At 58.9% G+C, this 12015-nt stretch carries 11 protein-coding genes; 7 read left to right on the forward strand and 4 right to left on the reverse strand.

The features are described 5' to 3' along the window. The first annotated feature begins 93 nt into the window (after positions 1-93). A complete protein-coding gene (gene plsB / locus C1N60_RS18190) occupies positions 94-2517 on the forward strand; it encodes a glycerol-3-phosphate 1-O-acyltransferase PlsB (RefSeq protein ID WP_031279763.1) in 2424 nt (807 codons plus the stop codon). A gap of 134 nt (positions 2518-2651) precedes the next feature. Here the strand turns inward: plsB and ubiA are convergent, their stop codons facing one another. From ubiA to C1N60_RS18210, 4 genes are all read right to left on the reverse strand, one after another. Next, positions 2652-3518, reverse strand: coding sequence for a 4-hydroxybenzoate octaprenyltransferase (gene ubiA / locus C1N60_RS18195; RefSeq protein ID WP_021507861.1), 867 nt, complete (start codon positions 3516-3518; stop codon positions 2652-2654). A 24-nt stretch (positions 3519-3542) separates the two neighbouring features. After that, entirely contained in the window at positions 3543-4061 is a 519-nt protein-coding gene (ubiC, locus tag C1N60_RS18200; RefSeq protein ID WP_264441742.1) for a chorismate lyase, read from the reverse strand. A gap of 92 nt (positions 4062-4153) precedes the next feature. Next, the gene (gene psiE / locus C1N60_RS18205) at positions 4154-4564 is read right to left on the reverse strand and encodes a phosphate-starvation-inducible protein PsiE (RefSeq protein ID WP_010616618.1); all 411 of its coding nucleotides are present in this window, start codon (positions 4562-4564) and stop codon (positions 4154-4156) included. Between the two features lie 70 nt (positions 4565-4634). Further along, complete coding sequence (locus C1N60_RS18210) at positions 4635-5333, reverse strand: UTRA domain-containing protein (RefSeq protein ID WP_021507862.1); 699 nt, start codon at positions 5331-5333, stop codon at positions 4635-4637. Positions 5334-5559: 226 nt separating this feature from the next. Between C1N60_RS18210 and C1N60_RS18215 the strand changes: the two genes are divergently transcribed. The 6 genes from C1N60_RS18215 (at position 5560) to C1N60_RS18240 (ending at position 11939) form a co-directional block, all read left to right on the forward strand. Beyond that, complete coding sequence (locus C1N60_RS18215) at positions 5560-6621, forward strand: ABC transporter substrate-binding protein (RefSeq protein ID WP_058770009.1); 1062 nt, start codon at positions 5560-5562, stop codon at positions 6619-6621. Positions 6622-6762: 141 nt separating this feature from the next. Next, a complete protein-coding gene (locus C1N60_RS18220; RefSeq protein ID WP_058770008.1) occupies positions 6763-7572 on the forward strand; it encodes an alkaline phosphatase family protein in 810 nt (269 codons plus the stop codon). Beyond that, positions 7572-8423: an ABC transporter permease gene (locus C1N60_RS18225; RefSeq protein WP_021507865.1), complete on the forward strand. Its 852-nt coding sequence runs from the start codon at positions 7572-7574 to the stop codon at positions 8421-8423. Before C1N60_RS18220 ends, C1N60_RS18225 begins: the two co-directional genes overlap by 1 nt. Position 8424: 1 nt before the next feature. Further along, positions 8425-9210, forward strand: a complete 786-nt coding sequence (locus C1N60_RS18230) for an ABC transporter permease (RefSeq protein ID WP_058757571.1) — start codon at positions 8425-8427, stop codon at positions 9208-9210. Between the two features lie 2 nt (positions 9211-9212). Continuing rightward, positions 9213-10205: an ABC transporter ATP-binding protein gene (locus C1N60_RS18235; RefSeq protein WP_058770007.1), complete on the forward strand. Its 993-nt coding sequence runs from the start codon at positions 9213-9215 to the stop codon at positions 10203-10205. A 108-nt stretch (positions 10206-10313) separates the two neighbouring features. Then, the gene (locus tag C1N60_RS18240; protein ID WP_058757573.1) at positions 10314-11939 is read left to right on the forward strand and encodes a Na/Pi cotransporter family protein; all 1626 of its coding nucleotides are present in this window, start codon (positions 10314-10316) and stop codon (positions 11937-11939) included. Positions 11940-12015: the final 76 nt, after the last annotated feature.

Raw genomic sequence — 12015 nt, forward strand, 5'->3', positions numbered from 1 at the left:
TGTCTGGGCGCGCGAGGTGGCACAGCCACAGATCTTCGCCGCACTTTCTGGTATGCTTGCCGCGCTTTGCTAACAAGAGGCTTCAAGTTGTCTATGTCAGGTTGGCGTAAACTCTATTACAAATTGTTGAATTTACCACTCTCTATTTTGGTAAAAAGTAAGGTCATTCCGACCGATCCGATCTCGGAACACGGTATCGATCCGACCCGTCCGGTGATGTATGTTTTGCCTTATGATTCAAAGGCGGACCTGCTCACGCTACGCGCACAGTGCCTGAAGCACGATCTGCCGGATCCGCTGGCGCCGCTGGAGATTGACGGCACCCTGCTGCCGCGCCACGTATTTATTCACGATGGGCCGCGCGTCTTCCCCTATTTCGTGGCGAACCCGGAGTCGGTCAAGCTTTTCCATGACTACCTCGATCTGCACCGCAATAATGCGGCGCTGGACGTACAGATGCTGCCGGTTTCCGTGATGTTTGGCCGTGCGCCAGGCCGTGAAATTCAGGGCGAACCGACGCCACATCTGCGTATTCTTAACGGTATACAGAAGTTCTTTGCCATCCTGTGGCACGGTCGCGACAGCTTTGTCCGCTTCTCGCCCACGGTTTCGCTGCGTCAGATGGCCACCGAACACGGTACCGATCAGTCGATCGCGCAGAAGCTGGCACGTGTCGCACGCATTCATTTTGCCCGCCAGCGGCTGGCAGCCGTCGGCCCGCGTCTGCCGGCACGCCAGGATCTGTTCAACAAGCTGCTGCAGTCCAAAGCAATTGAGAAAGCGGTTGAAGACGAAGCGCGCAGCAAGAAGATTTCGCATGAAAAAGCGCAGCAGAACGCCATCGAAATGATGGAAGAAGTGGCGGCGGATTTCTCGTACGAAGCGATCCGCGTGACTGACCGTGTGATGGGCTGGCTGTGGAGTCGGCTCTATCAGGGCATTAACGTGCACGGCGGCGAACGCGTGCGCCAGCTGGCGCAGGATGGTCACGAAATTGTTTACGTGCCCTGCCACCGCAGCCACATGGATTATCTGCTGCTGTCCTATGTGCTCTATCATCAGGGCCTGGTGCCGCCGCATATTGCTGCCGGTATCAATCTAAACTTCTGGCCAGCCGGACCGATTTTCCGTCGTCTCGGTGCCTTCTTTATTCGTCGTACCTTCAAAGGCAACAAGCTCTACTCCACGGTGTTCCGCGAATACCTGGGCGAGCTGTTCAGCCGCGGCTATTCGGTGGAGTATTTTGTTGAAGGCGGACGCTCGCGCACTGGCCGTCTGCTCGACCCGAAAACCGGCACGCTGTCGATGACGTTACAGGCGCTGCTGCGCGGCGGCAGCCGTCCTATCACCTTTGTGCCGATCTACATCGGTTATGAGCACGTGATGGAAGTCGGCACTTATGCCAAAGAGCTGCGCGGTGCCGCGAAAGAGAAAGAGGGCTTCATGCAGATGGTGCGCGGCCTGCGCAAGCTGCGTAACCTCGGCCAGGGCTATGTGAACTTCGGTGAGCCGCTGTCGCTGGTTAACTATCTCAACAAACAGGTTCCGGAGTGGCGCGACGCGATTGACCCTATCGATCCTCAGCGTCCGGCGTGGATGACGCCGGTGGTGAATGACATCGCGGCACGTCTGATGGTACGCATCAACGAAGCCGGCGCGGCCAACGCCATGAACCTGTGCGTGACCGCGCTGCTGGCATCGCGCCAGCGTTCGCTGACGCGTGAACAGCTGACGGAACAGCTGGAGTGCTACACCCAGCTGCTGCGCAATGTGCCGTACTCACCCGAGTCGACCGTGCCGGATCTCAGCGCTGAAGCGCTGCTCGATCACGCCATGGGCATGAACAAGTTCGAGACCGAGCAGGACAGTATTGGCGAGATCATCATTCTGCCGCGCGAGCAGGCGGTGCTGATGACCTACTATCGCAACAACATCCACCATATGCTGGTGATGCCGTCGCTGATTGCCGCTATCGTGCAGCAGCATCGGGAGATCAGCGAGGCGGAACTGCTGCGCCAGGTCAGCCTGGTCTATCCGATGCTGAAGAGCGAACTGTTCCTGCGCTGGGACAGTGCCGAACTGCCAGCCCTGCTGAATGCGCTCTGCGCCGAAATGGCGCGGCAGGGGCTGATCACCGTACAGGAAGGCCAGCTGAAAATGAGTGCGGCGCGTTACCGTACGCTGCAGCTGCTGGCGGCCGGGATTCGTGAAACGCTGCAGCGTTTCGCCATCACCTTCGCCATTCTCAGCGCCAAGCCGACCATTAACCGTGGCACGCTGGAGAAAGAGAGCCGCACGCTGGCTCAGCGTCTGTCAGTGCTGCACGGTATCAATGCGCCGGAGTTCTTCGACAAGGCAGTCTTTACCGCGCTGGTGCTGTCGCTGCGTGATGAAGGCTATATCAGTGATTCCGGTGATGCGGATGCTGAACGTACCAATATGATGTGGCAGATGCTGGCCGAACTGGTCACCAGCGATGTCCGTCTGACCATTGAGAGTGCCGTGGCGCACGACTAATGGACGACTGAAAACCGCGGCGCATCTGTCACACGCCAGATTGCGCCGCGGTTTTTATTGTCAGATTCAGGCGCGAAAAGAACGCGCTTCCCACTGCGACGACCGGCGCGCCGCCGGGGTTAATCATCCCGTCATCAGAACAGCGCAACAAACGGCTGGGTATTAAGCAGCACGCCAATAAACAGCACCAGACCAACGTAGTTGTTGTTAAGGAATGCCTGGAAGCACAGCTCACGTTCACGCCCGGCAATCAGTTTCTGCTGATGCACAAACAGCCCGCCCGCCAGCAGCAGCGACCAGTAAAACGCACCGTTCAGATGCAGTAAAATGCCCACCAGTGCCATCAGGCCCAGCGCGGCCAGCTGTAACAACCCGATAATCAGCTTGTCGTAACGCCCAAAAAGAATCGCCGTGGATTTCACGCCAATCTTCAGATCGTCGTCGCGGTCAACCATGGCGTACTGGGTGTCATAAGCCACCGTCCAGCAAATATTGGCGAGAAACACCAGCCAGCAGACAAAGGGTAAGGACTCACTAACCGCCGCCCAGCCCATCGGAATCGCCCAGCCAAACGCCGCGCCCAGCACCACCTGCGGCAGATGGGTATAGCGTTTCATAAAGGGATAAACCCACGCCAGCGCCAGCCCGCCAAATGACAGCAGAATGGTCATGCGGTTCATGGTCAGCACCAGCAGGAACGCCAGCAGACCGAGGCCAGCGAACAGCAGCTTCGCCTCTTTCTCCGTTACCGCGCCGCTGGCTAACGGTCGCGCGGCGGTGCGTTTCACGTGGCCGTCGACGTTACGGTCGGCGTAATCATTAATCACGCAACCCGCCGCGCGCATCACAAACACGCCAAGGACGAACACCAGCAGCACCGACAGCGGCGGAATCGCCATGCCGGACAGCCACAGCGCCCACAGTGTCGGCCACAGCAGCAGCAGCGTGCCAATCGGTTTATCAATACGCATCAGGCGACTATAGGCCTGCCATTTGCTCATGGTTAAAGTCTTTTGCACGGGGCGTTATCCTTGCTTCAGCGCGCGGTACAGCGGCGACGCCGGTAAAAACAGTTCAGTTAACAGCAGCGGTTTGCCGGACAGGCGCAGCCGCGAGCGGCGTCCCCACAGGTCATCAATCTGGCCCGGATCGATAAAATCACGGCTCAGCGTCGAGGAGGCAAACAGGTAGCGTCCCAGCGGTCGCGTGCCGAGATTTTGCAGCATCTGTTCCGGGCCGTTCAGCGTGCTCTCCGGCACCACGGTACGGCCAATCAGCCAGGGTTCATTGTCACCGCACAGCACGATTTCACGCAGCCAGAAGCGCGTGTCGGCAGGCAGAAACGCTGCTTCCTGCGGCATCTCATCGGCGGTAATGAACGCTTCCCGCAGCAGTTGTACGGTAACCTGCTGACAATGCTGCTCAAAGCGGCGTGTCATTGAGTCTTCTTCCAGCAGCCAGTCAAGCAGCGGCGGTGAAAGTAACGGGGAAGAGGCTGGCAGCCAGTGCAGTGCGCGTAACTGGCGCAGCGCGTCATGCGACATCAGGACATCTCCGGTAAAAAAGTTGCCCTAGTGTAGCGCACCGCGCTCAGCGTGACACATCTGCTTGTGCCACGCTGGCGTCGCGGGAGGAATTACTCGCGTTTCAGGCGGTTACTGTTGGCCAGCCACAGCGTCACCACCAGAATCAAAATGGCCGCCGAGTAGCACAACGTATCGAAAGGATTTTTATGGTCGACAATGATCAGACGAATAATCGCCGTGATGCCGATATAGACGAAGTAGCGCAGCGGAAAGTGATAGCCGGACTGAAAGTACTTCACAATCAGCGCGATAAACTCGAAATAGAGAAAGTAGATCACAATGCCTTCGATCAGCAGATACGAGGACGCCTGCTCACCGGTGCTGAACAGCACATTCGCCAGGTGAATGGTCTCTTTACCGAGAAACACCACCAGAATAACGGCCAGAATCACCAGGCCAATGTTCAGTACCCACTGTAATACCGAAGCAATAAGCTGCCCCGCCGCTGGTTTTGTTGTCATTATTTTGCGCCTCAGATGACGAGATTCTTCTGGCGCTATCATGCTGTAATGTGATCTAAATCACAATACATCACACCTCAACATCAACGCACAGCGCGTCATAACGCCAGTACTCGCAGTCGCAGTCAATCACCCGCTTATGCTGGTCACGGTTGATACGCGTAATCAGCAGGCCGGGCGTACCGCTCGCCACGTTCAGTGCGGGCGCCGCCCGCGCCGGAAGCGGACCGGGCACAATGGTAAACCGTGCGCCGCCGTAGTGAATGCCGTAGCGCTGGTCATACAGATCGGTCAGCGAGCGGGTGAGATCTTCACGCAGCAGACCGGGAAAGAAGGCCGGATTGAGGTAATGCTCGACGTACAGCACCGCGCGGCCATCAATGCGGCGCAGGCGGCGAATGCGGTACACCTGATCGCCTTCCAGCAGTTGCAGATGACGCGCAATTGCCAGCTGCGCCGGCACCTCGCGCGCCTCCATCACCTCAGTGCTGGCAATGCGCCCCTGCTGCAGCGCCATGGCGTGAAAGTGGCTGTGATGTGCCGGGTTATAGATGAGGCGCGGCGGCGCAATAAACCAGCCGCGCCGCAGTTCGCGGTAGATGACGCCCTGCGCTTCCAGCAGGCCAAGCGCTTCACGAAGCGTGATGCGCGTGGTGGAATATTGTTCGCTCAACGCGCGCTCGGCCGGCAATCGTCTGGTGACAAACTCTCCGTTTTCAATCCGTTCGCATAGTGCGGCGGCGATCACATCTGCGGTTTTCGACGACATTTTTTTCAGCCTCATTTTGGGGCAAATCTGCACTATGACAGTTCGATGACTACAATGTGACAAGGCACATCCCACGCTTTAGCGCGCTGAAACCGCATGTGGAACGACGCGCCACATCCCATTTCAACACCCCGGTCATAAAACCTTCATCTATCCGGGCTACATTGGCTCGGTTCTTGCTGGACTAGACCACGACGACCCAAAACTTACACCCGGAGCAATCGAGATGAAAGCGTTTATCTCTTCTGTAGTAGCCAGTGCCGTTCTGCTTGCGCTGCCCGCCGCGCATGCCGCCGATAACGATGTTGCCGCGCTGGAAAAAGCCGCGCGCGCCGAAGGCCAGGTGAACAGCGTCGGTATGCCTGACACCTGGGCTAACTGGAAAGATACCTGGAACGATCTCAGCACCAAATACGGTCTGAAGCACAGCGATACCGATATGTCTTCGGCGCAGGAGCTGGCGAAGTTTGCCGCCGAGCAGGATAACGCCAGCGCCGATATCGGCGACGTGGGCGCCGCTTTCGGTCCGATTGCCGTCGCCAAAGGCGTGGCGCAACCCTACAAACCGACCCACTGGGATCAGATTCCGGCATGGGCGAAAGACGCCGATGGCAACTGGATGCTGGCCTACACCGGCACCATCGCTTTCCTGATCGACAAGCAGCAGGTGAAAGACGCACCGCACAGCTGGGCCGATCTGAAAAAAGGTAAGTATGTGGTCACTATCGGCGACGTCGGCACGGCTGCTCAGGCGGCAAACGGCGTCCTCGCCGCCAGCTATGCGCTGGGCGGTGACGAGAAGAACATCAAGCCGGCGCTGGCATTCTTTGGCGAGCTGGCGAAACAGGGCCGCCTTGGCGTGACCGACCCGGTGATCGCCAACATCGAAAAAGGTGAGATTCAGGTCGCCGTGGTGTGGGACTTCAACGGCCTGAACTACCGCGATCAGATTGATAAAAATCGCTACGAAGTGGTGATTCCGTCGGACGGGTCCGTGACTTCTGGCTACACCACCATTATCAACAAATACGCCCGCCACCCGAACGCGGCGAAGCTGGCGCGTGAATACATTCTGTCGGATGAGGGCCAGATCAACCTGGCGAAAGGCTATGCGCGCCCGATTCGCGCCGAGCATTTAACGCTGCCGGCAGACGTGCAGGCCAAACTGCTGCCGCAGTCGGAATATAAAAATGCCCGTCCGATCAAAGATCAGGCTGCCTGGGATAAGACCTCAAAACTGCTGCCGCGCCTGTGGCAGGAGAATGTGGTTATTAACATGAAGCAGTAACGCAGACGTTCTGCCAGTCGCACATACCGTAGCGGCGCGATGTATCGCGCATCCGTTTTCCGGCAATGCGCAATACATTGCGCCGGTACCTATCACCAATTTTTACAGGGTGCGCATTCATGCGCACCTGAGGGAGCGGGGATGAAAACAATCCTGGTGGTACTCGATGGGCTGAGTAATCAGGTGGCGCAGCACGCCATGGGCTATCTGTTTGCCGAATGCAAACAGGGCAACGGCCACTATTACACGCTGACCTGCGAACTGCCGTCGCTGTCGCGTCCGCTGTACGAATGCATTCTGACCGGCATTCCGCCGGTGCGCAGCGGCATCATTCACAACGGCGTCAATCGCCTGAGCAATCAGCGCAGTATCTTCCACTACGCGCGCGACGCCGGACTCACTACCGCCGCTGCCGCTTATCACTGGGTGAGCGAACTGTATAACCGCTCGCCGTTCAACGCCGCGCGCGATCGCCACACTAACGCGCCCGACCTGCCGATCCAGTACGGCCATTTCTACTGGGACGACGGTTACCCCGACTCGCATCTGTTTGAGGATGCCGAAAGCCTGCGCCTGCAGCACGATCCCGATTTCCTGCTGATTCACCCAATGAACATCGACGATGCCGGGCACAAGCACAGCCTGTCATCACCGCAGTACCGTAACCGGGCACGAATGGCGGATGGCTATCTGTCGCAGTGGATGCCCGGCTGGCTGGCCGCCGGTTATCAGGTGATTGTCACTGCCGACCACGGCATGAACGACGATCGCTCGCACGGCGGTATTCTGCCGGAAGAGACGCAGGTGCCGCTGTTTGTTTTTGGCCGCGGCTTCTCGCTGCAGCCCGACCTCGAACCGCAGCAAACCGACCTGTGCGGCACCGTCTGCACCCTGCTCGGCGTCCCGCACGACAAACCGCTGTGTCGTGGTCTGCTGGCGGAGCCGCGCTGATGAAGGGCAAAACCCTGGCCTCGCTGTTGCTGCTGCCGTTCGTGCTGTTCTGGATCGCCTTCCAGCTCGCGCCGCTGCTGTGGATTGCCATCAACAGCTTCTGGAGCGATATCAATGAGCGCTGGGGCATCGATAACTACAGCGATATCCTCACTTCACCGTTCTACCTGCAGGCTTTTCGCCTGTCGCTGGATATTTCGCTGTGGTCGAGCGTTTACGGCCTGCTGATCGCGCTGCTTGCCGGTTATTCGCTGCACAAGCTCGGCACCGGGCGTTTTCAGCGCTTTTTGCTGTCGTTCACCAATATGACCAGCAACTTCGCCGGCGTGCCGCTGGCCTTCGCCTTTGTCATCCTGCTCGGACTGAACGGCTGCCTGACGCTGCTGCTGCGCCACTACGGCTGGCTGGACAGCTTTAAGCTGTTTTCGCGCGACGGCATGGTGCTGGTTTACACCTGGTTCCAGATTCCGCTCGGTATTCTGCTGCTCTACCCGGCGTTTGACGGGCTGCGGAAAGACTGGGAAGAGTCGGCGGCACTGCTCGGTGCCAGCCGCTGGCGCTACTGGTGGCACATCGGCCTGCCGATTCTGTTTCCGGCACTGCTCGGCACCTTTGTGATTTTGCTGGCCAACGCGCTGGGCGCCTACGCCACCATTTACGCGCTGACCACCGGCAACTTCAACGTGGTGCCGGTGCGCATCGCCGCGCTGGTGTCAGGCGATATCTCGCTCGATCCCAATACCGGCGGCGCGCTGGCGATGCTGCTGGTGCTGATTATGGCGCTGATTACCGTGGTGCAGCAGTATCTGGTGCGTCGCAGCTATCTGCATGCCCGCGTACAGGAGTCCTGACATGTCTCGCGTCGAAAAACTCTACCATCGCCTGATTGTCTGGCTGCTGCTGATTGTGCTCGCCGCACCGCTGCTGGCGACGCTGCTGTACGGCATCTCCAGCGAGTGGAGCGATACCATTCTGCCACAGGGCTTTACCCTGAAGTGGCTGACGCAGCTGTGGAGCGATCCGCGCTTCCTCACCGCGCTCGGTCATTCGCTGCTGATCTGCGTGGGTGCGCTGCTGTTCTCCCTGCTGCTGGTGCTGCCTGCGATGTTTGTAATCGCTTACTACTATCCAAAACTGGACGCGGTGATGAACGTGCTGATTCTGATGCCGTTTGCCGTGCCGCCGGTGGTCTCGTCGGTCGGGCTGCTGCAGCTCTACTCCTCGGGCCCGCTGATGCTGACCGGCACGCCATGGATTCTCATCGGCTGTTACTTCACCATTGCGTTGCCGTTTATCTACCGCGCCATTGCCAACAATATGCAGGCCATCAACCTGAAAGAGCTGATTGACGCGGCTCATCTGCTGGGCGCCAGCACCTGGCAGGCAGCCCTGTTTGTGGTGCTGCCAAATCTGCGCAAAGGGGTGTTCATTGCCGTGCTGCTCTCCTTCTCCTTTCTGATTGGTGAGTTTGTCTTTGCTAACCTGCTGGTCGGCACCCGCTATGAAACGCTGCAGGTTTATCTCTACAACATGCGCAACGGCAGCGGGCATTTCACCAGCGCGCTGGTGATCTCTTATTTTGCGGTTGTCCTGCTGGTCACCTGGCTGGCCAATGCCCTCAATCCTGAACGAGGCTGACCATGAGTTACCTGAACGTTACCCAACTGAATAAAAGCTACGGCCCGACCACCATTTTTGAAAACATCGATTTCAGCGCCGACGAAGGTGAGTTTGTCACCCTGCTCGGCCCGAGCGGCTGCGGCAAGTCAACGCTGCTGCGCTGCATCGCCGGCCTGACCGATGTCGACAGCGGCACCATTCTGCTGCAGGGCCAGGATCTGGTGCCGCTGCCGCCACAAAAGCGCACCATTGGCATGGTGTTCCAGAGCTATGCGCTGTTTCCCAATATGACGGTGGAGAAGAACGTCGCGTTTGGCCTGAAGATGCAGAAACTGGCCGCCGGTGAGATTCAGCAACGCGTGATGGAAGCGCTGGCGCTGGTGGAGCTGACCGACTTCGCGCGCCGCTATCCGCACCAGCTGTCGGGCGGCCAGTGTCAGCGCGTGGCGCTGGCACGTTCGCTGGTGACGCGGCCGCGTCTGCTGCTGCTGGATGAACCGCTGTCGGCGCTGGACGCCCGCATTCGCCGCCATCTGCGCGAGCAGATTCGCCACATTCAGCAGGAGCTGAAGCTGACCACCATTTTTGTCACCCACGATCAGGAAGAGGCGCTGACGCTGTCGGACCGTATTGTGCTGATGAATCGCGGTCGCATTGTGCAAAACGGCAACGCGGAAACGCTCTATACCCAGCCGGTGGATCTGTTCGCCGCGGGCTTTATTGGCAACTACAACCTGCTGAGTGCCGAACAGGCAACGCAGCTGACCGGTCAGCCGTTCAGCAGCCAGGTGGCGATTCGTCCGGAATCCATCCAGCTGTGCGCACCGCAGGCAGGCATCGCGGCCACCATTCTCAGCCATAGCCTGCTCGGGAACGTGATCCGCTATCGCGTGCTGGCGAATCAGGTCGAGTTGTCGGTGGATGTGCTCAACCGCAGCGTGGCAGATTTACACCCCGCCGGCATGCAGATTGGACTACAGTTAGAGATGTCGACGTTGCGCCAGGTCGCTTAAATTAAACGAAAAATTGGCAACGCAGCGCGACGCAGGTATTTATCGGCTGTGCTTATCGCCAGGCAGGCAGCCGCCTGTTTTCTGCCTGGCGCATAGGAGCCTTTATTCGTGCTAACCCTGCTTAACCTTCTCTCCGCCGTCGCCCTGCTGGTATGGGGCACCCACATTGTCCGCACCGGCGTGATGCGCGTGTACGGTGCCGATCTGCGTCGCGTGTTAAGCCGCAGCGTGGAAAAAAAACCGATGGCGTTTCTTGCCGGGATCGGCGTTACCGCGCTGGTGCAGAGCAGTAACGCCACCACGTTATTAGTCACCTCGTTTGTGGCGCAGAATCTGGTCAGCCTGACGCCCGCGCTGGTGGTGGTGCTGGGAGCCGACGTCGGTACCGCCATCATGGCGCGCATCCTGACCTTCGATCTCTCCTGGCTGTCGCCGCTGTTTATCTTTTTTGGCGTGGTATTTTTCCTCAGCCGCAAACAGACGCGCGCCGGTCAGATCGGACGCGCAGCTATCGGCCTCGGGCTGATTCTGCTGGCGCTGCAGCTGATTGTCGCCGCCGCCAAACCCATTACGCAGGCCGCCGGCGTGCAGGTGCTGTTCTCGACGCTGACCGGCGATATCATGCTGGATGCGCTGATTGGCGCGGTATTCGCCATCATCAGCTACTCCAGCCTGGCTGCGGTGCTGATTACCGCCACGCTGACCGCCACCGGCGTTATCTCGTTCAAAGTGGCGCTGTGTCTGGTGATTGGCGCTAACCTCGGCAGCGGCTTGCTGGCGATGATCAACGCCAGCGGATCCAATGCTGCCGGCAAGCGGGTGGCGCTCGGCAGCCTGTTGTTCAAGCTGATTGGCAGCATCGTTATTTTGCCGTTTGTCGATTACATCGCCGATCTGCTGGATAAGCTGCCGGTTAACGATGAAGAGATGGTGATCTTCTTCCACGTGTTCTACAACCTGGTGCGCTGTCTGGTAATGGTGCCGTTTGCCGAACCGATGGCGCGCCTGTGCCGCCGCATGATCGCCGACGATGCGGAAAACCAGACCCATCTCAAACCTAAGCACCTCGACAGCAGCGCGCTGGATACCCCGGCGCTGGCGCTGGCCAACGCGGCGAGGGAGACGCTGCGCATTGGCGATGTGGTGGAGCAGATGCTGGAGAGCTTCAACAAGGTGGTGATGGGCGAACTGCGCGAGGAGCGCGCAGTGCGGCGGCTGGATGATGATGTGGATGTGCTGTACACCGCCATTAAGCTCTATCTGGCGCGCATGCCGAAGGAGGACCTGGCGGAAGAGGATTCACGCCGCTGGGCCGAGGTGATTGAGATGGCGCTGAATCTGGAGCAGGCAGGCGACATTATCGAACGCATGAGCGCCGACGTAGCGGACAAGTCGCTGCAGGCGCGCCGGGCGTTTTCGCCGGAAGGGCTGGAAGAGCTGAATTCGCTGCAGGAGCAGGTGTTAAGCAACCTGCGCCTGAGCCTGTCGGTGTTTCTGTCGCACGACGTCAGCAGCGCCAAGCGCCTGCGCCGTGCCAAGCACCGTTTCCGCATCCTGATTCGCCGTTATTCCCACGCCCACGTCGAGCGCCTGCACCGGCAGAATGTGCAAAGCATCGAAACCAGTTCGCTGCATTTAGGTTTGCTGGGAGATATGAAGCGCCTGAATTCGCTGTTCTGTGCGGTGGCGTACACCGTGCTGGATCAGCCGGACGATGAGCGCGAGGTAGATTAATCATTTTTACAACGCGCGATAAATCGCGCCGCTACAGGCTGTGCATTAATCTGTAACGGCGCAATTTATTGCGCAT

The sequence above is a fragment of the Pantoea sp. SGAir0184 genome (genome assembly GCF_043544755.1).

Coding starts and splice junctions, on each gene's coding strand:
- plsB (WP_031279763.1), top strand. CDS start 94: ATGTCAGGTTGGCGTAAACTCTATTACAAATTGTTGAATTTACCACTC.
- ubiA (WP_021507861.1), bottom strand. CDS start 3,518: ATGAGCAAATGGCAGGCCTATAGTCGCCTGATGCGTATTGATAAACCG.
- ubiC (WP_264441742.1), bottom strand. CDS start 4,061: ATGTCGCATGACGCGCTGCGCCAGTTACGCGCACTGCACTGGCTGCCA.
- psiE (WP_010616618.1), bottom strand. CDS start 4,564: ATGACAACAAAACCAGCGGCGGGGCAGCTTATTGCTTCGGTATTACAG.
- C1N60_RS18210 (WP_021507862.1), bottom strand. CDS start 5,333: ATGTCGTCGAAAACCGCAGATGTGATCGCCGCCGCACTATGCGAACGG.
- C1N60_RS18215 (WP_058770009.1), top strand. CDS start 5,560: ATGAAAGCGTTTATCTCTTCTGTAGTAGCCAGTGCCGTTCTGCTTGCG.
- C1N60_RS18220 (WP_058770008.1), top strand. CDS start 6,763: ATGAAAACAATCCTGGTGGTACTCGATGGGCTGAGTAATCAGGTGGCG.
- C1N60_RS18225 (WP_021507865.1), top strand. CDS start 7,572: ATGAAGGGCAAAACCCTGGCCTCGCTGTTGCTGCTGCCGTTCGTGCTG.
- C1N60_RS18230 (WP_058757571.1), top strand. CDS start 8,425: ATGTCTCGCGTCGAAAAACTCTACCATCGCCTGATTGTCTGGCTGCTG.
- C1N60_RS18235 (WP_058770007.1), top strand. CDS start 9,213: ATGAGTTACCTGAACGTTACCCAACTGAATAAAAGCTACGGCCCGACC.